Source organism: Mesorhizobium sp. M0898 (genome assembly GCF_040319695.1).
GTDB lineage: Bacteria > Pseudomonadota > Alphaproteobacteria > Rhizobiales > Rhizobiaceae > Mesorhizobium.
In genome coordinates, this window is the sequence record NZ_JAMYOE010000002.1 from 320,627 (window position 1) to 340,870 (window position 20,244).

A 20,244-nucleotide genomic window follows, 5' to 3' on the forward strand; every position below is an offset into this window, starting at 1 on the left:
GTCAGTCCTCGAAGCGCGGCGCGGTTTCGTCGAGCAGCGCGTTGGCGGCGGCGACCGCCATCTTCGGATCGACGCCGTCGGCGAAAACGGCGCTGGACAGTGCCACGAATTCAGCGCCGGTGGCGGCGACCGCTTCCACCGAGGCAAGATCCGATCCGGCCATGACGATGCAGGGGATCTGGATGACGTCCGCCCACCATTGCCCGAGCGACAGGTTGCGGGGGTGCGGCTCAGGCTTGTTGTCGTAACCGAAACGGCCGAAGAAAATGTAATCAGGCCTGACCTCGCCGAGTTCCAGCGCATCGTCGCGGGTCTTGGCGCCGCCGGTGCCGACCATCATCCTGGCCTGGAAGTGTTCGATCGTTTCGGCGAGCTCGTCCTTGCCGACCTCGACATGAATGCCGTCGGCCTGGACGCGGCCGGCGATGCGGGTGTCGCCGGCAATGATGACCGCAATGCCGGCCGCTTGCGCCACCGGCACGATCTGTTCGGCAAAGGCTTGGAAAGAGGCCTCGTCCATACCGTTTTCCGGCAGGATAAGCGAGGCGACGTCACCGCCGTCGAAGGCCGCGGCGATGCGCTCGGCCGGCACGTTCGGCGGCGCGATCAGCACGATGCGGCAGCGGTTGGGCGGCGTTGCGTCATTCATTGGTGTTCGGTCCCGGTTATCGCCTATGCCGGGCGAAGATGGTTGCATTGCGGCATAGAGCAAAGTGCGGGAGTTGAACAGGCGGCAGGGGGATCACGTTTGCCGTCAACGATTTTATGGGGCTCGGCGCATGGCTGCCGTTGGCCGAAATTCTCCCCGCCGGTCGCTTGCGGCCCCTACGCAGGCACCTTCGATTTCCACAGCGACCAGCCGAGATTCATGCCGGCGGCGGCGACCAGGATGGCGGCGGCGCCGACGATCTGCGCCGGCTGCAGCCGATGGCCGAAGGCGACGACATCGACGAGGATGGCGACGACTGGGTAGATGAAGGACAGCGACCCCTGCAGATGCGTCGGCAGCTTCTGGATGGCACCGTACATGAGGATGTACATCAGGCCGGTATGGACGATGCCGAGTGTCGCCAGCATGACCCAGCTCCGCGCATCGGCGGGAAGGTGGGTGAGATTGGCGACGGGTGCCAGCATGAGAACGCCGACGCAGACCTGGATCAGGGCGATCAGGTGCGGCGGCGTGCCTTTGAGCTTCTTGGTGACGATAGCCGCAACGGCCCAGAAGAAAGCCGCGGCCAGCGCCATCGCAATGCCGGTAAAGTAATCCGTACCATGATCGCCTGCATCGGGCGCGGCCTGCACGATCAGCAGCATGCCGGCGAAGGCGATGCCGAGCCAGGTCAGCTTGGTCACCGTCAGCCGTTCGGAGAAGAAGAGCGCGCCAAAACCCACCAGCATGAAGGGCTGCGTGTTGTAAACGGCCGTGGCGATCGAGATCGACGCGCGGGAAAACGCGCTGAACAGCAACAGCCAGTTGATAACGATGGCAGCACCGCCGAGAGCCGCGATCGCGACGATGCGAAGCGACAGCCTGCCACGCAGCAGTCCCAGCGCCGCGCAGATGATCAGCAGCGTTACCGCCCCGAAAGCACAGCGCCAGAACACCACGTCCATGATGGGCTGGCCGGAAAGGACGACGAACCAGCCGATCGTGCCGAGGATCGCCATCGCCGCCGTCATTTCGATCGTGCCGCGTACCGTGTTGTCCATGGATGCTCCTGAAACCCGTTGAGATTTTATAATCCCACAGCGGATCGGGTCTTTCCATGGCTTCTAGCTGGTGATATGCAGGACGAACCTCATTAAATTAGGTAAACATCGGCTTTTTCTTGGAATTGTAAAATGCTGGACGAGCTCGACAGAAAGCTCCTCGATATCCTGGTCAAGGATTCACGGACCTCGCTGAAGGAACTGGCGCTGCAGGTCGGGCTGTCGTCACCAAGCGTTTCGGAGCGGCTTCGCCGGCTTGAGGATCGCGGCGTCATCCGCGCGTTCACCATCGACATCGATCCGCAGGCGCTCGGCTACGCCTTGCAGGCGATCGTTCGCATCCGGCCATTGCCGGGCAAGCTGCACATCGTCCAGAAGCTGATCGAGGAAATCCCGGAATTCGGCGAATGCGACAAGGTGACGGGCGATGACTGCTTCGTTGCCCGGCTGTTCGTCCGCTCGATCGGCGAGCTCGACGGGATTCTCGATCGCATCGCCGACAAGGCCGAAACCAGCACCGCCATTATCAAGGCGCAGCCGATCCGGAGACGCCCGCCGCCGCTCGACATGCCAAACATGTGACGGGTGCGGGTGGCGTGGCCCACATATTTGCGGTCGCGGTCTGGCCATTTCTGGTCTATTCCAGAGTTCAACTTTCCCTCCAGCGTCCCTTCCCCATGTCAGGCCTGCTCGTCGATCCCTGGTTCTATGCCGCGGCCATTCCGGCCGTCATCCTCGTCGGCCTGTCGAAAGGCGGCTTCGGCGGCGCCGTCGGCTTTGTCGGCGTGCCGTTGATGGCGCTGACCATGCCGCCGGTTCAGGCTGCCGCAATCCTTCTGCCAATTCTGTGCCTGATGGACATTGTCTCGGTGTGGACATGGTGGGGCATCTTCGACCGCAAGATGCTGGCCGACATGATGCCGGGCGCCGTGATCGGCATCGCCCTTGGCTGGCTGACGGCGGCACTTGTAACCGAAGAGATGGTGCGGCTGATCGTCGGCGCGGTTGCCCTGATCTTCGTGCTGCGCTGGCTCTATTTGCAACTCCGCCACGGTGCCGGCCACGCGGCGGAGCCCAACCGCGTCGCCGCCGGCTTCTGGGGTACTGTTGCCGGGTTCACCAGCTTCGTCGCCCATGTCGGTGGGCCGCCTTTTCAGTTCTATGCGCTGCCGATCAGGCTCGATCCGAAGGTGCTGTCGGGCACCGCGGCGATCTTCTTCGCCGTCACCAACGCTCTGAAGCTCATCCCTTATTTCGCGCTCGGCCAGTTCGACACCACCAATTTGACCGCGTCGGCGGTGCTGATGCCGCTGGCGCCGCTGTCGACCATCGCCGGCGCCTGGCTGGTGCGGCGGATGCGGCCGGAGCTGTTCTATCCCTTCACCTATGCGACCGTGGCGGTCGTCGCGGTCAAGCTTCTGTGGGACGGCATCGCCGGCCTCCTGTAAGACGGCGGCCCCATTCGGCCGCCGCCGGATTCCTTACACCTCAGGCGGCACTCGGCAGCAACTGCCGCGTCCTGCCAAGCGCCAGGGCAATGCCGGTTGCCAGTACGAGCGCCATGCAGCCCAGAATGGTGATGTCGTGCAGCGTCGGCTTCAGCACCATGTCCGCGATGATCACCAGCATCACCGAATAGTCGAAGCGCGCGGCGCTGAGGACGCGCTGGCCCTGGGCAAGCACCGCCGGCGTCACACCATCCTTGGCGATCATGCCTGCCATGCGGTCGGCAGTCGGCTTGAAGACGAACATGCCGATGCAGAAGGTCGTCGCATAACCGGCAAGGCCGATCAGCACCCACAGATCGGAAAAGCCGACCCAGAAGCCGCACATGATGAGGCCGAAGAGCAATGTCAGTATCGACATCGGCGCGAAGAACCGGTTGCCGAGCTCGCCGGTGGCGCGCATCGCCTGCAGCATGCCTTCGACGTTCCCAGCGCGGTCGGCGCGTACCGCGAGCAGCATCAGCGTGAAGCCGCCGCCGACCCAGAGGATCGCCGAGACGATGTGCAGAAATTTAACGGCCGAGTACCAGTCCATTATTCGCTCCTTGAGAGATTTGATGATTTGCCGGAGCGCAAGGTTTGCTCCGCCTCGTTGCGAGGAACGGGCGTTTAGCGCGGCGCCTGTTTCGGAACGATGTCGCGCGCAGTGCCGTTTTGTTTCGGTAAGTCGGTCACCATTTGGAGGAAACCATGGCGCAAGCGTCGCCCCTACTTTCCAGCCGGTGGTGTGAACGGGTGCCGTGGCCAGTCAGCTGTGCTGTTACGGCACAGATGCTGGGCGCTTGATCAAAAAATATGCCCTGCGTTAAGGGTTCGTTAAGCTTTACAGGCGTTTACTATGTCCATCCAGTGATCTGGATTCTTACCGAGTGGTTGGAGCCACTTTGTTTGACGCCTCCCTGTTAAACTCCTGAGAGCCGCCTTATCCGCGGCTCTTTTTTTGTGCGCCGGCATGGGCGTCCTTCCGGCTAAATGCGGCCGTTAACCGTTTGTTAAACATGTGCTTGCCTTCGCTGGCAGCGAAGCGCATTTTCAAGCTTCAGTCGTTTAGGCTGCCGGATATGGCGGCCAAGAGCCGAATCGGCCGGCTGTCAGGCAAGTGCAGGGGCGTAGCGATGAACGAGCCTTCGAAGGCGAGCGCGAAAACCATCAAGCTGGCGGAGCGCCGGGTTTTCTCCCAATCCTTCAAGCCGCTCTATCAGGAAGGCATGGGCCTGGTCGAGCAGGCGGCCGAATATCTCGACGGCAAGGGCCGCGCCGAGGCCAAGAGGCTTTCCAGATTGGCGGCGACGCTTTATGCGGCCGAATCGATGCGACTGACCACCAGGCTGATGCAGGTCGCCTCGTGGCTGCTTTTGCAGCGGGCGGCGAATTCCGGCGAGATGACCCGCGATCAGGTGGCCTCAGAAAAATCCAAGGTGCGTCTCGACACTGCCTCGGCGCATGACGAGGCGCCCGGCTGGGCCGAGCTGCCGACGGATTTCATCGATCTCGTCAACCGCTCGCTGCGGCTGCAGGCGCTGGTGCGCCGGATGGACGAGGAGATCTATGGCGGCCTTGCCGAGGTGCCGCCGTCGAGCCGTCGCCTCAATCCGGTCTCCGACCAGATCACGCTGCTCAACACGGCTTTCGCCCGCGGCTGAGAGAACGTTTCATAATTCTACTCCGGCGGCCATCTAGACTAACCGCGAAGGGATGGGCCCGCGATCATCAGGCGGGGAGAATCACGCAGCAGCAGGCGCGATCCGACCTCCACGATAGACCTGATCGCTGGGAGCAGCTCCTGCCCCAATGACGTCAGCTCATACTCCACGGTCGGCGGCGATGTCGGCATCACGTGGCGTGCGAGGACGCCACGCTCCTCGAGATCGCGCAACCTGCCGGTCAGCACCTTCGCCGAAATGGCTGGGATATCGCGGCGCAATTCGGAGAACCGGCGCGGGCCGTCGCTCAAGGACCAGAGCACCTCGGGTGTCCAGCACCCGCCAAGCAGCGCCATGCACCTCGACATGGGGCAGCCGGGAAGCGCCTTCACCTTCGTTCGCATCCTGAGGACCATGGCGCATCTTCCATGAGAGTTTCCAGTTGGTTACCGGAAAATGATGGTAACTACAAGATACGTGGTTTCCGATGGTAACGAGAGCCGCTATCTGAGGCTCTCAATCCATCCAACCACGAAATGGACAGAACGATGTACGCAATAACTGGAGCAACAGGACAGCTTGGCCGTCTCGTGATCGACGCACTGCTGAAGACAGTTCCGGCCAGCCGGATCGTTGCGGCGGTTCGTGATCCGGCAAAGGCCAGCGATCTTGTCCAACGCGGCGTAGTCGTGCGGGAGGCGGACTATGATCGTCCCGACACGCTCCCGATGGCGCTGGCCGGCGTCGATAGACTGCTGCTGATTTCCTCGACCGAAGTCAGCGGCCGCTTGCCGCAGCATCGGTCAGTGATCAAGGCCGCCCAACGGGTGGGGGTTTCGCTGATCGCTTACACAAGCATGCTGCATGCGGACACGTCTCCCGCGAGGCTCGCGGTCGAACATCGGCAGACGGAGGAGGTCATCGCGGCCTCCGGCCTACCCGCCGTCATCCTGCGCAACGGCTGGTACATCGAGAACCATCTGATGGCGCTCCCGGCGGCTCTGGAGCACGGCGCCTTCATCGGCGCCGCAAATGAGGGGCGCTTCTCGTCCGCGGCGCGGCAGGATTATGCCGAGGCCGCGGCCGTGGTGCTGACGAGCGAGGATCAAGCAGGGAGGACTTACGAGCTCGCCGCGGACCAAGCCTTCACGCTCGCCGAGCTTGCGGCGAAGGTCTCGCGGCAATCGGGCAAAGCGATCGCCTACAACGATCTTGCCGGGGCGGCCTATGAGGGTGTGTTGACAGGCGCCGGGCTGCCCGCCGATCTCGCCGCTATCCTGGCCGATGCCGACATTGCAGCCTCACGCGGAGCGTTGTTCGATGACGGCGGCGCCATGAGCCGGCTGATCGGTCGACCGACAACGCCACTGGAGAGCGTCGTTGCGGCAGCATTGCGCGGCTGAAACCGAGATGGCTGTCACATCCGCCAAAGGATCAGAGGACCGTCTGTCGCTCGCGCCAACAGTTATTCAAACGACTAGACTAGCGCAGCTTTCTGCGCTTCCGGTGCTCGCGTACTTATGTACGCTCCGCTCCGGTTCTCGAAAACCACGCTATCTGTCTCGCCAGAGCGATTCTCAAACATTCTCTAAACAGACTCGGCTTGCTGTTTCTGGTTTGTTCACATTTCGCTGGCATCGCTGTCCCCCGAAGGTAGACTTGACGGATGGGAGAAGCGATTCGCATCATCGGCATCGATCCGGGGCTGAGGCGCACCGGCTGGGGCATCGTCGAGAGCCTCGGCAATTCGCTGCGCTTCGTCGCTTCCGGCACGGTGCGGTCCGACGACAAGGCCGCCCTGGCGGTGCGTCTTTGCCAGTTGCATGACGGGCTCGCCGAGGTCCTGCATGCCGCGATGCCGCAGGAGGCGGCGGTCGAGCAAACTTTCGTCAACAAGGACGCCGCAGCGACGCTGAAACTCGGCCAGGCACGCGGCATCGCCATGCTGGTGCCGGCGCGTGCCGGCCTTGTCGTTGCCGAATATGCGCCAAACGCCGTCAAAAAGGCGGTGATCGGCGTCGGCCATGGCGACAAGAAGCAGATCCACATGATGGTCAAGGTGCTGATGCCGAAGGCGACTTTCGACAGCGATGACGCCGCCGACGCGCTGGCCATCGCCATCTGTCACGCGCATCACCGGCAGAGCATCGCCTACAGGATGGCGGCGCTGGCCGGATAAGGTTGTTCTTGACTTGTTCTCCAGCGGTCAATAAGTAATACCAACGAGGTATTACCATGCGCGTTACCACCAAGGGCCAAGTGACCATCCCGAAGGAAATACGGGATCATCTGGGTATCGGCCCGGGCTCGGAGGTGGAGTTCGTCCCCACCGAGGACGGGGCTCATGTCATAGCCGTCGACAAAAACATGTCGGAGGAGGAAGCCTCGCGCAGATTCAGCCAGATGCTCGATCGTATGGCCGGTACGCTGGATCTGGGAGGCATGACGACGGATGAATATGTGGAATGGCTGAGGGGCCCACGTGAAGATCTCGACATTGATTGACACAAATGTCCTGATCGACGTTTGGGGTCCTGCCGGACGGGAGACGAAATGGTCGGCATCCGCGATTGCCGCATGCCGGCGCGACGGCGCACTCGTAATCAATGCAATCGTCTGGTCCGAACTCGCGCCGTTGATTGCGACCGAACAGGCCCTTCGCCAAGCAGTCGACATGCTCAAGATGGATCGCGAATTCCTGCCGTGGGAAGCAGCCTTCCTCGCTGGTGTCACGCATTCCCGCTATCGCCGCGCCGGCGGCATTGGCGAACGAACCTTGCCGGATTTCTTTATCGGCGCCCATGCGGTTGTCGCCGGGCATCGCCTGCTGACGCGCAATGCTGCGCGCTATCGCGGCTATTTCCCGAACCTCGATATCATCTCTCCGGAAACCCACCCGGCATGATCGGCACGCTCAAATGATCGGCAAGCTAAAAGGCACGCTGGATGAGATCGACGAGGATTTCTGCATCGTCGACGTGCATGGCGTCGGCTATGTCGCCTACTGCTCGGCGCGCACGCTGGCGGCATTGCCGCGGCCGGGCGAGGCGGTCGTGCTGTTCATCGAGACCTATGTGCGCGAGGACATGCTGCGGCTCTATGGGTTCCAGTCGGTGCTGGAGCGCGAATGGTTCCGGCTGTTGATGAACAATGTGCAAGGCGTCGGCGCCAAGGTGGCGCTGGCCATCCTGTCGACTCTGGCGCCGGCCGATCTCGCCAATGCGATTGCGTTGCGCGATATCGCCATGGTCAGCCGTGCGCCGGGCGTCGGCAAGAAGGTGGCGGAGCGCATCGTCACCGAATTGAAGAACAAGGCGCCTGCCTATGCGGGCACTGCCTCCGGCACCATCGGCCTGAAGCAGGAGCTCGGCGAGGGCGTCGCCTCGGCGCCGATCACCGACGCCGTCTCGGCGCTGGTCAATCTCGGCTATTCGCGCGACACCGCCGCCAATGCGGTGGCGGCGGCGCTGAAGACGGCAGGCGAGGAGGCGGACGCCTCGAAGCTGATCCGCTTCGGCCTGAAGGAGCTGGCACGGTGAGACGTTGCTTGTCCGGTCCCTTGCCATATGCAAGGAAGGCGGCATGAGCCTTTCGCCACGCCTCATTGCTCCCGACAGACGCGGCGAGGACGCCGAGCAGACCTTGCGACCGCAGACGCTCGGCGACTTCGTCGGCCAGGCGGCGGTGCGGGCCAATCTCAAAGTGTTCATCGAAGCCGCCAAGGGGCGTAGCGAAGCGCTCGACCATGTGCTGTTCGTCGGGCCGCCCGGCCTCGGCAAAACGACGCTGGCGCAGATCATGGCGCGCGAGCTTGGCGTGAATTTCCGCTCGACCTCGGGTCCGGTCATCGCCAAGGCCGGTGATCTCGCGGCGCTGCTCACCAACCTCGAAGACCGCGACGTGCTGTTCATCGACGAGATCCACCGGCTCAACCCGGCGGTCGAGGAAATCCTCTATCCGGCGATGGAGGATTTCCAGCTCGACCTGATCATCGGCGAGGGGCCGGCGGCGCGCTCGGTCAAGATCGACCTTGCCCGCTTCACGCTTGTCGCCGCCACCACCCGGCTCGGCCTGTTGACCAACCCGCTGCGCGACCGCTTCGGCATTCCGGTGCGGCTCAATTTCTACTCGGTCGAGGAACTCGAGCAGATCGTGCGGCGTGGCGCCCGCATCCTTGCCATGCCGCTCGGCGACGACGGTGCCTTGGAGATCGCCCGGCGGGCGCGCGGCACGCCGCGCATCGCCGGCCGGCTGTTGCGCCGGGTGCGCGACTTCGCCAGCGTTGCCGGCGACGGTCATGTCGACCGCAAGGTCGCCGACGAGGCGCTGACGCGGCTGGAGGTCGACGGGCTCGGCCTCGACGCGCTCGACCGCCGTTATCTGTCGATGATCGCCCGGAATTTCGGCGGCGGGCCGGTCGGCATCGAGACAATCGCTGCCGGGCTTTCCGAGCCACGCGATGCCATCGAGGACATCATCGAACCCTTTCTGATCCAGCAAGGCTTCATCATGCGTACCCCGCGCGGCCGCGTGCTGGCGGCCAATGCCTGGCGGCATCTCGGCCTCGACGCCCCGAAGGACCTGGCGCAGCAGCAGATCAGCCTGTTCCAGGAAGAACCGTAAAGTTCCGCTGCTTATGGCTTCGGTGCTGGCAGTCCCCGGCCCAGCCCTCCAGGTCTTGATCATCGCCGGTCTATGCGCAAAACAGGTGTTGCTTGAAACAGGGCCTGTCGGGCCAAAAGGACAGCGCAATGGACGATCACGGTGAATCGGCATTGTCCGCGGGACTTTCCGGCGCGCTGACGGAATTCGGCCATCGACTGATGGCGCGGGTCTATTATGCAGACACCGATTTTTCCGGCGTCGTCTACCACGCGCGCTATCTCGAATTCTTCGAGCGCGGCCGTTCCGACTATCTGCGGCTGACCGGCGTCCACCACACCGAGCTTGCCGACGGCAAGCATGGCGAGAAAATAGTCTGGGTGGTGCGGCGCATGGAGATCGATTTCCGCGGTTCGGCCCGCATGGACGACATCCTGACCATCGACACGCGCACCGACGAGATTTCCGGCGCCCGCATCGTCATGGCGCAGCAATTGAAGCGCGGCAGCGAAGTGCTGGTCGAGGCGCGTGTCGAAGCGGCGATCGTCGGCGAGAATGGACGGCCGCGGCGCTTTCCCAAGGACTGGATCGCAGCCTTCATGCCCAGAACGCGCAAATAAAGGTTCAGAGGCAACGATCCCGGAGCTCCCGTCCGGGCCAGCATCACCGGGCGGCTCGTCGGGGCGCGGCAATGCGCCGCGCTGTACGTCCTAACCCATCCTTAACCATAACGGTCCATGAAGGGATTGGTTAAGATTGGAAGAATCCAAGCGCCTTCCTTTCACCAATATTTGCCCCGAAAAGGCCGCCAACGGTGCATTTGGGGTTATTCCGCAAGCTTAACGCGAACGGACCACAAGGGATGCCCATGGGCCAGCCGCCAGCCACGCCCGGAAAATCTTTAAGGACGTAACATGGAAAACATCGCTCTCGCCGACCCGGGCGCGCATTTATCGATTTGGGCCTTGTTCATGCAGGCCGGTTGGGTGGTCAAGCTGGTCATGATCGGGCTGCTTGGTGCCTCGATCTGGACCTGGGCGATCATCGTCGACAAGCTCGTCGCCTATGCCCGCATGCGGCTGGCGCTCAATCGCTTCGAACAGGTGTTCTGGTCGGGGCAGTCGCTGGAAGAGCTTTACCGCACGCTCGCCGACCGCAAGACGACCGGCATGAGCGCGATCTTCGTCGCCGCCATGCGCGAATGGAAGAAAAGCTTCGAGAAGGGCGCGAAATCGCCGCTCGGCCTGCAGACCCGCATCGACAAGGCTATGGATCTGGCGTTGACCCGCGAGATGGAAAAACTTGAAGGGCGGCTCGGCTTCCTCGCCACCACCGGCTCGGCGGCGCCCTTCATCGGCCTGTTCGGCACCGTGATCGGCATCATGACCTCGTTCCAGGCGATCGCCGCTTCGAAGAACACCAGCCTGTCGGTGGTCGCGCCCGGCATCGCCGAAGCGCTGCTGGCGACGGCCATCGGCCTGCTCGCCGCCATCCCGGCCGTCATCGCCTATAACAAGCTGTCGTCCGACGCGAGCAAGATCGCGGTGCGCATGGAAGGGTTCGCGGATGAGTTCTCCGCCATACTCTCGCGCCAAATCGATGAAAAAGTCGCGCAGAAGGCCTGAGGGACGATCATGGGAATGTCCGTAAGCGCAGGTGGCGGAGGACGCGGCGGGCGCGGCCACAGGCGGCGCGGCCGCCATCACGCCTTGATATCGGAGATCAACGTCACGCCGATGGTCGACGTGATGCTGGTGCTGCTGATCATCTTCATGGTCGCGGCGCCGTTGCTGACGGTCGGCGTGCCGATCGACCTGCCGGATACCCAGGCCAAAGCGATGAACGCCGATACGCAGCCTATAACCGTGTCCATCAACTCGGCCGGTCAGATCTACCTCCAGGAAACCGAGATCCCGATCGAGGAGCTGGTGGCAAAGCTGCAGGCGATCTCGAAGACCGGCTATGACGAGCGCATTTTCATCAGGGGTGACAAGTCCACCGACTATGGCACTGCCATGAAGGTGATGGCCCGCATCTCGGCTGCTGGCTACAAGAATATCGGCCTGGTTTCACTGCAGGAACAGGATCAGTAGACGCAAGATGAGGACCGGCCTCACCACATCGGTGATCTTGCATACGGTGGCGATCGCCTTCGGGCTGTTCACGTTGTCCTCGCCGCCCGCGATGCCTGCGTCCGATGCGGAATCGGTGTCGGTCGAGATCGTGCCGATGGAAGCGACGGCACAGGTCCTGCAAGGCGACAAGAAAGCTGTAATGCACGACAAGCCGGCGCCGGTACCGACGCAGCGTCCCGACATCGTTCCCGATGCCCAGAAAGTCGGCGATAACAGCGTCGACACCGACAAGCCGCCGACACCTGAGCCCAAGCCCCAGCCAGTCGACATGACGGCGGCTCCGCCACCCGCGCCGACGCCGGTCGAAAAGCCCAAGCCCGAGGACGTGCCGAAGCCGAAGGAAGAGCCGAAGCCTATTCCTGCTACGGAGGTGGCGCCGGTGCCGCAGCCGAAGGAAGAGGTCAAGCCCGAACCTGTCAAGCAGACCGAGCCCAAGCCGACGCCGGCCAAGGAGCCGACGCCCACGCCGCCGCAGGACAAGACTGCCGCGATCGATCCGCAGCCCGAGGTCAAGCCGGATGCCGTCGCCGAGGCGATTGCCAAGCAACCGCCAACCGAGGAGGCGCAGCTTCCCGACTCGGCGCCGGCACCCGAGGCTCGGCCAAAGCCGCAGCCGGCCCAGGCCGAGAGCGCGAAGGCACCGGAGCGCAAGGACGCCGACAAGCCGGTCAAGGAAGCCTCATCCAGGCCGAAATCGGACGACAAGCAATTCAACGCCGACGAGATTTCGGCTCTGCTTGACAAGCGGAAGCCGTCCGGCGGCGGCGCCAAGCGCTCGACCCAGCAGGCATCGCTCGGCGGCGAGAAGGATCAGGGCCAGAAGCTTTCGAAATCGGAGCAGGGGGCATTGGAGGCCCAGCTTGGTGGTTGCTGGACGCTTCCGGCAGGGCTCGAGGGTTCGGAGAATTTCGTCGTCGTGGTCCGGTTTAATCTGGACGCCTCCGGCAAGCTGGATGGCCGGCCGAGCGTTGAAAAGTCGAGCGGAAACCGCCCGTTTGACGAAAGTGCAGTGCGCGCGGTTCAGAAATGCGATGTGGCCGGCTTGCAGGTTCCGGCGGGCAAGCAAGACATCTGGTCCGACGTTCGGGTCACTTTTGACCCCAGGGAGATGCTCGGTCTTTAGGCCTGGCGCTCACAGAATCAGCGAAAGAAGCGAGAAGACATGAAATCCATCCTCAAGCCGCTCCTGACGATCGCAGCGATGGCGCTGGGTATGACCGTTGCTGTCACCCTGCCGGCGCGGGCGCTCGTTGAGCTCAACGTCAATAAGGGCAATGTCGAGCCGTTGCCGATCGCCATCACGGACTTCCAGGGCGGCGATGCGCTCGGCGCCGAGATTTCTGGCATCGTCAGTGCCGACCTGAAACGCTCCGGCCTGTTCGCGCCGATCGACAAAAGCGCTTTCATCGAAAAGATCTCGAACCCGGATGCCACGCCGCGCTTCGAAGACTGGAAGGTGATCAATGCGCAGGCGCTGGTCACCGGCAGTGTCGGCAAGGAGGCTGACGGCCGCATTCGCGCCCAGTATCGGTTGTGGGACACGTTTGCCGGCCAGCAGATGTCGGGCGAGCAGTTCTTCGCCAACGACGCCAATACCAGGCGCGTCGCCCATATCATCGCCGATGCGATCTACGAGCGGCTGACCGGCGAGAAGGGCTATTTCGACACGCGCGTCGTCTTCATCGACGAGTCCGGTGCCAAGAATGCGCGCAAGAAGCGGCTAGCCATCATGGACCAGGACGGCGCCAACGTCCGCTATCTCTCGAACGGCAAATCGATCGTGCTGACGCCGCGCTTCTCGCCGAACCGGCAGGAAATCACCTACATGTCCTATGAAAGCGGTCAGCCGCGGGTGTACCTGCTGCAGATCGAGACGGGGCAGCGCGAGCTGGTCGGCAATTTCCCCGGCATGACGTTTGCGCCGCGCTTTTCGCCGGACGGCCAGAAGGTGATCATGAGCCTGCTGCGCGATGACGGCAATTCCAACATCTTCGCCATGGATCTGAGAAGCCGCTCGACGACCAGGCTCACCAATTCGACCGCCATCGACACCTCACCGTCCTACTCGCCTGACGGCAGCAAGGTGGTGTTCACCTCGGATCGCGGCGGCCGCGCGCAGATCTATGTGATGGGCGCCGACGGCTCGGGCCAGACCCGCATCTCGTTCGGCGACGGCGTCTATTCGACGCCGGTGTGGTCGCCGCGCGGCGATCTCATCGCCTTCACCAAGCAGACCGGCGGCGAATTCCAGATCGGCGTCATGCGCACCGACGGTTCGGGTGAGCGCATCCTGTCCACCGGCTTTCAGCAGGAAGGGCCGACCTGGGCGCCCAACGGCCGGGTGCTGATGTTCTTCCGCGATTCCAATGGCGGACCAAAACTTGTTTCGGTCGATCTCACCGGCCGCAACGAACAGTCGATCCCGACGGCGAACTTCGCCTCGGATCCGGCCTGGTCGCCGCTGCTGGAGTGATGGAAGAAGAACTGAGGAATTGAAGAACTGAAGAACTGAGGAGTTGAAGAACTGAAGAGTTGAAGAACTGAAGAATGGAGAAGGCAGGGGTCTACATCGAGCACGCGAGGGATTTAGAAGTCTATAAGCGTGCCTATGCGGTTTCCCTTGGGGTACACAGAGCCACGCTTGCTTTTCCGAAAATGGAGCAATACGCGCTCGCCGATCAACTACGTCGTTCCAGCAAGGCGATCTGCGCCAATTTGGCCGAAGGCTTTGCCAAACAGACTCACTCCAAGCCCGAATTCGCACGCTTCATTTCGATGGCCATAGGATCATGCAGTGAGGTGGAGACCTGGATTTCGTATGCGTTCGACCTCGAGTACATCACACAGGCGCAACGCGACGATTGGTTGCAATCCTATGCCCGCATCTACGGAATGCTGGTCAATCTCAGAGAGAAGCTGAGGTGATCTCTTTCCTCAATTCCTCAGTTCTTCAGTTCCTCAATTCTCTCTTTTTCATGTTTTGGCCGCATTTCCGCCTACGGTCCGCGCTCATTGTCGCCCCTCGGCAGAACGGTTGCGGACGGCAGCCGAAAACCAAATTTTAACCGTGTTTCTTGAGCGTCGGTTAACCCAAACGTGGTTACTGGACGATCAATGAAATCACTCGAATTGCGAAGGAGAGGCGGCATGGGCCGTATCGCAGCACTTACCACAAACCCGGTCATGATCGCGCTGGTCGCTATGCTCGCGATCACCGGTTGCGCCTCGAAGAAGACGCCGAACAGCGCCGCCGATCTTGGCCTCAACGGCGCCGGCGCGGCAACGCCAGGGTCGGCCCAGGACTTTACCGTCAATATCGGCGACCGCATCTTCTTCGATACCGATTCGTCCTCGATCCGCGCCGATGCGCAGACGACGCTGTCGCGCCAGGCGCAGTGGCTGAACCAGTACAAGCAGTATGCCATCGTCATCGAAGGCCATGCCGACGAGCGCGGGACGCGCGAATACAATCTGGCGCTCGGCGCCCGCCGTGCTGCCGCCACACGCGACTTCCTGGTCGCCAAGGGTGTTTCGGCGCAGCGCCTGAAGACCATTTCCTACGGCAAGGAGCGTCCGGTCGCGGTTTGCGACGACATCTCCTGCTGGTCGCAGAACCGCCGCGCCGTAACCACGCTGGGCGGCGCCGGTTCTTGATCGGCATAAATGCAACACTTGGTGTGAAAGGCGGCCAAAAGGCCGCCTTTTTCATATCTGCCCGCTCCAAACAAAATTTGGCCGAAGTCTCACGTCCTGTTAAGAGCCGAGAGCGTCTGGCTAGTCCCCAGTTGACTGGTCTACTTCGAATGAGAGGCGCGCAACAATGGTTTCACGGCGAGAGGCACATGCATTTCAGATCGGTCTTGAGCGGCACGCTTGCGCTGCTGCTCGTATCAAGTATCGCGGCACTTGCTGACGGGGCAAACGGCACCGGGCCGTCATCGGAAAGCGGTTTTTCCTTCCACCTGCCGACGATCAAACTGCCCGGCATTTTCGGCGAAAAGAAAAAGCCGGATCAGGTTCAATTCGCGCAACAGGATGGCACCGGCACTCCGGCGCTGGAGGAACAGCTCCGGCAGATGAATGGCAAGATCGAGGAACTCAATTTCCAGGTCCTGCAGATGCAGGAGCAGATCCGCAAGCAGCAGGAAGACAACGAATTCCGCTTCCAGCAGTTGGAAGGCGGTCCGCAAGGCGCGCAGCAGCCGGCCGAGCAGAAGAAGTCCGAGGCGGCGCCTAGCAGCGACAGCCCCAACGGCGACAGTAACGTGGCGGAGGCGCCGGGGACGCCGGCTCCGGCCGATGCGGGCAAGGCCGCAGACGGCGACAAGAGCGTCGAGGACGTCATCGTCGAATCGCCCAACGGCGATCCCGGCAAGCTGATCCCCGGCGCGCCGCCCAAGACGTTCGGCACCATCACCGTCGACAAAAACGGCAATGTCGTCGAAGCCGACGGCAATGCCCAAGCGAATGCGCCGCAGCAGAATACGGCCCCAGCCAACGGCGCCAGCGCAGCCGGCAACAAGGCCGGTAAATCCGATGATACGGTGGTCGCGGCACTCCCGTCGACCAACGATCCGGAAGAGCTTTACCGCAATTCTTACCAGTTCATCCTGTCGGGCGACTACAGCACCGCCGAACAGGGCTTCCGCGACCATATCGCCCGTTTTCCCAAGGACGCCAAAGCGGCGGACGCGCATTACTGGCTTGGTGAATCGCTGCTCGGCCAGCAGAAATACCGCGATGCGGCCGAGACTTTCCTCGCTGCCAGCAAGGACTATCCCAAGGCCAAGAAAGCGCCAGACATGCTGCTGAAGCTCGGCGTTTCACTTGTCGGGCTGAAGCAGCGCGACGTGGCCTGTGCCACCTTCAGCGAGATCGGCAAGCGCTACCCCGATATTTCCGGCGCGCTCAAGGAGCGGGTCAAGCAGGAAAGGGCGCTCGCGGCGTGCTAGTTTTTCTGTTGCATGTCGTAGCCCCAAAACCGGGTCCACTTTTGGACGACATGCATGACGCTCGACACCGAGCCTGACCTTTCGGATTTTTCGCAGATCGACTTTTCCAACGGCGCTGTTGCGGCCGTGTCCGGCGGCAGCGACTCGACCGCCCTTCTCCTCCTCCTCAAAGCCCATCTCGACCGTAACGCCCCGGCAACGAAATTGCTGGCGGTAACGATCGATCATCAATTGCGGCCGCAAGCGGCAGCGGAAGCGCAAGCCGTGGCCAGGCTGTGCGCGGCGCGCGGCATTGCCCATCGCATCCTCGCCTGGTCGGGGCACAAACCATCGACCGGCCTGCCCGCCGCCGCGCGCGAGGCGCGCTACCGGCTGCTCGCCGAGGCCGCCGAAGCGGCAGGCATCGGCCTGATCCTGACCGGCCACACCGCCGACGACCAGGCCGAGACCGTGCTGATGAGGCAAGCACGTGACGACGGGCCAGGTGAGGAGAGGCCGCGCGAGGAAGGGCGGGGCCTTGCCGGCATGGCGCCGGCAACCCTCTACGAGTGGCGGCACTGGATCGTGCGGCCGCTGCTCGGCGTAAGGCGTGCTGAGCTGCGCGAATTCCTGCGGCGTGAACAGGTTGTCTGGATCGAAGATCCGACCAATGCCGACACCGCTTTCGAGCGGCCGCGCGTCCGCGCAGCACTTGTTGAAGGCGACGATGCGCCTCGCATGGCTGAAGCTATGGCGCTGGCCAGAAAGGCGGCGGTCGAGCGTGAGCAGCTGGGACATCGCGCGGCCATGCTGATCCGCAGCTTGGCCTCCAGGCCGGCCGCCGGCCTCGTCCGGCTCGATCGGGATTTTGCGACGGCCGCCGACAGCCGGTCGGCCATTTATGCGCTGCGCATCCTGCTGGCGGCGACCGGCGGCACCGCCTTCCTTCCCGACCAGGCCCGCAGCGAAGCCCTTTTCGGCCGGTTCCGCACCGGGCCGCTTTGTGCCACATTGTCGCGGACCGTGGTCGATGCCCGGCGTACCGGCATCTTTCTGCACCGCGAATTGCGCGATCTGCCGCCCGCTGTTGCGGTTTCCGGCAATGCCCTGTGGGACGGCCGCAGACGGATCACATTGGGCGACAGCCCAGGTGCATTGTTGATCGCGCCGCTGTTGGTAGCACCGCTCGGGGCGGCTCTTGCCGCAAAGCGGGCAATTGAAGGGCATGGCACGCCGGCAAGCCTTGTGCGTGCCGCCTTGGCCGCCGAGCCGGCGCTCTGGCGGGACGGCGAATGCCTCGGTTTGCTCGGGGAAGGCCGGGGTTTGCCCGGGGAAGGCCCGATGCCGGCGGCTGTCGCCGCATATCCGGCAGTCGCGCCCTTCGCCCGTTTCCTGCCGTCCTTCGATCTGGCGCCGGCCGATGCCGTCGCCGCGTTGCTTGGCGCGGCGCCCGTTCCAGCCGTGCCGTTCGGCGGCCACAATGCCGGCCTACCACGGGCGAAAGCTTAACCGAGACCTGCTGTTATGCTTGGCAATGGGAGACGCTCTCCCTATGTTAGGGCCAAGTTTCCTCTCACGACGCGTGTCCGCCCAGCGGGCGCCAACGGGACAATTGATGAATCCGAATTATCGCAACCTCGCGCTCTGGGCGATCATAGCGGTCCTGCTCATCGCTCTCTTCAATCTTTTCCAGACGCCGCAGACGCGTGGAGCCTCGAGCGATGTTCCCTATTCGCAGTTCCTGCAGGAAGTCGCGGCGGGACGGATCAAGTCGGTGACCATCGCCGGCGCCCGTATCTCCGGCAACTACACTGACAGTTCCAACGGCTTCCAGACCTATTCGCCTGGGGATCCGTCGCTGGTTTCGCGGCTGCAGGACAAGAACGTCACCATCAATGCGCGTCCTGAATCCGACGGCTCCAATTCGCTGTTCGGCACCCTGATCTCCTGGCTGCCGATGATCCTCATCCTCGGCGTCTGGATATTCTTCATGCGCCAGATGCAGTCCGGTTCCGGCCGCGCCATGGGCTTCGGCAAGTCGAAGGCCAAGCTTTTGACCGAAGCACATGGCCGCGTCACCTTCCAGGACGTCGCCGGCGTCGACGAAGCCAAGGAAGATCTGGAAGAAATCGTCGAGTTCCTGCGCGACCCGCAGAAATTCCAGCGGCTCGGCGGCAAGATCCCGCGCGGTGTGCTGCTCGTAGGTCCTCCCGGAACCGGCAAGACGCTGCTCGCCCGCTCGGTCGCGGGTGAAGCCAACGTGCCGTTCTTCACCATTTCGGGCTCGGACTTCGTCGAGATGTTCGTCGGCGTCGGCGCAAGCCGCGTCCGCGACATGTTCGACCAGGCCAAGAAGAACGCGCCTTGCATCATCTTCATCGACGAAATCGACGCGGTCGGCCGCCATCGCGGCGCCGGCCTGGGCGGCGGCAATGATGAACGCGAGCAGACGCTGAACCAGTTGCTGGTCGAGATGGATGGCTTCGAATCCAACGAAAGCATCATCCTGATCGCCGCCACCAACCGGCCAGACGTGCTCGATCCGGCGCTGCTGAGGCCGGGCCGCTTCGACCGCCAGGTGGTGGTGCCGAACCCCGACATCGTCGGCCGCGAGAAGATCCTGAAAGTGCATGTGCGCAACGTGCCGCTGGCGCCCAATGTCGACCTCAAGGTGATCGCGCGCGGCACGCCGGGCTTTTCCGGCGCCGATCTGATGAACCTGGTCAACGAATCCGCCCTGATGGCGGCGCGGCGCAACAAGCGCCTCGTCACCATGGCCGAATTCGAGGACGCCAAGGACAAGATCATGATGGGCGCCGAGCGCCGCTCGTCGGCGATGACACAGGCCGAGAAGGAGCTGACCGCCTATCACGAGGCCGGTCATGCCATCCTGGCGCTCAACGTGCCGTCGGCCGATCCGCTGCATAAGGCGACCATCATTCCGCGCGGCCGGGCACTCGGCATGGTCATGCAGCTGCCGGAAGGCGACCGCTATTCGATGAGCTACAAATACATGATCTCGCGCCTCGCCATCATGATGGGCGGCCGTGTCGCCGAGGAGTTCAAGTTCGGCAAGGAGAACATCACCTCCGGCGCCTCCTCCGATATCGAGCAGGCGACCAAGCTGGCGCGTGCCATGGTGACGCGCTGGGGCTTCTCCGACAAGCTCGGCCATGTCGCCTATGGCGACAACCAGGAGGAGGTGTTCCTCGGCCATTCGGTGGCGCGCACGCAGAACATCTCGGAAGAGACGGCGCAGATCATCGACGCCGAAGTGCGCCGGCTGATCGACGAGGCCTATTCGACGGCAAGGTCCATCCTGACCAAGAAAAAGAAGGAATGGATCGCGCTGGCGCAGGGCCTGCTCGAATACGAGACGCTGTCCGGCGAGGAGATCAAGCAGCTGATCGCCGGCAATAAGCCCGCGCGCGACCTTGGCGACGACACGCCGCCGAGCCGCGGCTCGGCCGTGCCGAAGTCCGGCCGCCGCAAGAAAGGCCCCGAGCCCGAAGGCGGCATGGAACCTCAGCCGTCAAGCTAGGCTCCGGCCCGGCACAGATCGACTTCGAAACGCCGCGGCTCTAACCGCGGCGTTTTCTCTTGGGGAATGCGACCCTTCCTGCATCGCTGGAAATTGGCGAAAGTGACGATGACGGCCAATCTCCCGCCTCGTGGGGGACATGTCCGGCAGGACAGAGAGGAGCGCGAAGGGAATGGG

23 protein-coding genes are annotated in these 20,244 nt (G+C 63.0%); 19 read left to right on the forward strand and 4 right to left on the reverse strand.

The annotated features are described in order from the left end of the window. Position 1 precedes the first annotated feature (1 nt). Both NKH90_RS04610 and NKH90_RS04615 read right to left on the reverse strand, forming a co-directional pair. Complete coding sequence (locus NKH90_RS04610; RefSeq protein WP_352450837.1) at positions 2 to 649, reverse strand: thiamine phosphate synthase; 648 nt, start codon at positions 647 to 649, stop codon at positions 2 to 4. 176 nt (positions 650 to 825) lie between these two features. Further along, positions 826 to 1,710, reverse strand: coding sequence for a DMT family transporter (locus tag NKH90_RS04615; RefSeq protein WP_352817635.1), 885 nt, complete (start codon positions 1,708 to 1,710; stop codon positions 826 to 828). A 132-nt stretch (positions 1,711 to 1,842) separates the two neighbouring features. On the opposite strand from NKH90_RS04615, the gene NKH90_RS04620 reads away from it, so the two are divergent. Both NKH90_RS04620 and NKH90_RS04625 read left to right on the forward strand, forming a co-directional pair. Beyond that, positions 1,843 to 2,292 carry an Lrp/AsnC family transcriptional regulator gene (locus tag NKH90_RS04620; protein ID WP_023678010.1) on the forward strand — a complete coding sequence of 150 codons (450 nt, stop codon included), beginning with the start codon at positions 1,843 to 1,845 and terminating at the stop codon, positions 2,290 to 2,292. Positions 2,293 to 2,387: 95 nt separating this feature from the next. Continuing rightward, positions 2,388 to 3,158: a sulfite exporter TauE/SafE family protein gene (locus tag NKH90_RS04625; protein WP_352817814.1), complete on the forward strand. Its 771-nt coding sequence runs from the start codon at positions 2,388 to 2,390 to the stop codon at positions 3,156 to 3,158. A 40-nt stretch (positions 3,159 to 3,198) separates the two neighbouring features. On the opposite strand, the gene NKH90_RS04630 is transcribed toward NKH90_RS04625, so the two are convergent. Next, the gene (locus tag NKH90_RS04630) at positions 3,199 to 3,750 is read right to left on the reverse strand and encodes a DUF2269 family protein (RefSeq protein ID WP_352817639.1); all 552 of its coding nucleotides are present in this window, start codon (positions 3,748 to 3,750) and stop codon (positions 3,199 to 3,201) included. 580 nt (positions 3,751 to 4,330) lie between these two features. Between NKH90_RS04630 and rcdA the strand changes: the two genes are divergently transcribed. Then, positions 4,331 to 4,858 (forward strand): protease adaptor protein RcdA, encoded by a 528-nt coding sequence (rcdA, locus tag NKH90_RS04635; protein WP_352817642.1) that lies wholly within the window; start codon positions 4,331 to 4,333, stop codon positions 4,856 to 4,858. 38 nt (positions 4,859 to 4,896) lie between these two features. Here the strand turns inward: rcdA and NKH90_RS04640 are convergent, their stop codons facing one another. After that, positions 4,897 to 5,214 (reverse strand): winged helix-turn-helix transcriptional regulator, encoded by a 318-nt coding sequence (locus tag NKH90_RS04640; protein ID WP_352540307.1) that lies wholly within the window; start codon positions 5,212 to 5,214, stop codon positions 4,897 to 4,899. 192 nt (positions 5,215 to 5,406) lie between these two features. Here NKH90_RS04640 and NKH90_RS04645 point away from each other — a divergent pair, with 192 nt between their 5' ends. The 16 genes from NKH90_RS04645 (at position 5,407) to ftsH (ending at position 20,067) form a co-directional block, all read left to right on the forward strand. Further along, positions 5,407 to 6,261 (forward strand): SDR family oxidoreductase, encoded by an 855-nt coding sequence (locus NKH90_RS04645; RefSeq protein WP_352817645.1) that lies wholly within the window; start codon positions 5,407 to 5,409, stop codon positions 6,259 to 6,261. 263 nt (positions 6,262 to 6,524) lie between these two features. Then, positions 6,525 to 7,037: a crossover junction endodeoxyribonuclease RuvC gene (ruvC, locus tag NKH90_RS04650; protein ID WP_352767615.1), complete on the forward strand. Its 513-nt coding sequence runs from the start codon at positions 6,525 to 6,527 to the stop codon at positions 7,035 to 7,037. Positions 7,038 to 7,093: 56 nt separating this feature from the next. Beyond that, a complete protein-coding gene (locus NKH90_RS04655; protein WP_352817648.1) occupies positions 7,094 to 7,363 on the forward strand; it encodes an AbrB/MazE/SpoVT family DNA-binding domain-containing protein in 270 nt (89 codons plus the stop codon). Beyond that, entirely contained in the window at positions 7,341 to 7,763 is a 423-nt protein-coding gene (locus tag NKH90_RS04660; RefSeq protein ID WP_352817651.1) for a type II toxin-antitoxin system VapC family toxin, read from the forward strand. The genes NKH90_RS04655 and NKH90_RS04660 overlap by 23 nt, the downstream gene beginning before the upstream one ends. A gap of 13 nt (positions 7,764 to 7,776) precedes the next feature. Beyond that, a complete protein-coding gene (gene ruvA / locus NKH90_RS04665; RefSeq protein ID WP_023678001.1) occupies positions 7,777 to 8,397 on the forward strand; it encodes a Holliday junction branch migration protein RuvA in 621 nt (206 codons plus the stop codon). Positions 8,398 to 8,440: 43 nt separating this feature from the next. Beyond that, on the forward strand, positions 8,441 to 9,481 hold the full coding sequence (ruvB, locus tag NKH90_RS04670; RefSeq protein ID WP_023677999.1) for a Holliday junction branch migration DNA helicase RuvB: 1,041 nt from the start codon (positions 8,441 to 8,443) through the stop codon (positions 9,479 to 9,481). A gap of 128 nt (positions 9,482 to 9,609) precedes the next feature. Next, on the forward strand, positions 9,610 to 10,080 hold the full coding sequence (gene ybgC / locus NKH90_RS04675; RefSeq protein WP_352817654.1) for a tol-pal system-associated acyl-CoA thioesterase: 471 nt from the start codon (positions 9,610 to 9,612) through the stop codon (positions 10,078 to 10,080). 294 nt (positions 10,081 to 10,374) lie between these two features. Then, a complete protein-coding gene (tolQ, locus tag NKH90_RS04680; RefSeq protein ID WP_292665206.1) occupies positions 10,375 to 11,085 on the forward strand; it encodes a protein TolQ in 711 nt (236 codons plus the stop codon). A 9-nt stretch (positions 11,086 to 11,094) separates the two neighbouring features. After that, complete coding sequence (gene tolR / locus NKH90_RS04685) at positions 11,095 to 11,553, forward strand: protein TolR (RefSeq protein ID WP_352522864.1); 459 nt, start codon at positions 11,095 to 11,097, stop codon at positions 11,551 to 11,553. 7 nt (positions 11,554 to 11,560) lie between these two features. Then, positions 11,561 to 12,718, forward strand: a complete 1,158-nt coding sequence (tolA, locus tag NKH90_RS04690) for a cell envelope integrity protein TolA (protein WP_352768348.1) — start codon at positions 11,561 to 11,563, stop codon at positions 12,716 to 12,718. 78 nt (positions 12,719 to 12,796) lie between these two features. Continuing rightward, positions 12,797 to 14,068, forward strand: coding sequence for a Tol-Pal system beta propeller repeat protein TolB (gene tolB / locus NKH90_RS04695; protein WP_245274748.1), 1,272 nt, complete (start codon positions 12,797 to 12,799; stop codon positions 14,066 to 14,068). Positions 14,069 to 14,142: 74 nt separating this feature from the next. Beyond that, a complete protein-coding gene (locus tag NKH90_RS04700) occupies positions 14,143 to 14,520 on the forward strand; it encodes a four helix bundle protein (RefSeq protein WP_023677993.1) in 378 nt (125 codons plus the stop codon). 222 nt (positions 14,521 to 14,742) lie between these two features. Then, positions 14,743 to 15,249, forward strand: a complete 507-nt coding sequence (pal, locus tag NKH90_RS04705; RefSeq protein ID WP_023677992.1) for a peptidoglycan-associated lipoprotein Pal — start codon at positions 14,743 to 14,745, stop codon at positions 15,247 to 15,249. A gap of 188 nt (positions 15,250 to 15,437) precedes the next feature. After that, the gene (ybgF, locus tag NKH90_RS04710) at positions 15,438 to 16,547 is read left to right on the forward strand and encodes a tol-pal system protein YbgF (protein WP_352677940.1); all 1,110 of its coding nucleotides are present in this window, start codon (positions 15,438 to 15,440) and stop codon (positions 16,545 to 16,547) included. 54 nt (positions 16,548 to 16,601) lie between these two features. Then, positions 16,602 to 18,035 carry a tRNA lysidine(34) synthetase TilS gene (tilS, locus tag NKH90_RS04715; RefSeq protein WP_352817658.1) on the forward strand — a complete coding sequence of 478 codons (1,434 nt, stop codon included), beginning with the start codon at positions 16,602 to 16,604 and terminating at the stop codon, positions 18,033 to 18,035. A 106-nt stretch (positions 18,036 to 18,141) separates the two neighbouring features. Continuing rightward, positions 18,142 to 20,067 (forward strand): ATP-dependent zinc metalloprotease FtsH, encoded by a 1,926-nt coding sequence (ftsH, locus tag NKH90_RS04720; RefSeq protein WP_023677989.1) that lies wholly within the window; start codon positions 18,142 to 18,144, stop codon positions 20,065 to 20,067. Positions 20,068 to 20,244 lie beyond the last annotated feature (177 nt).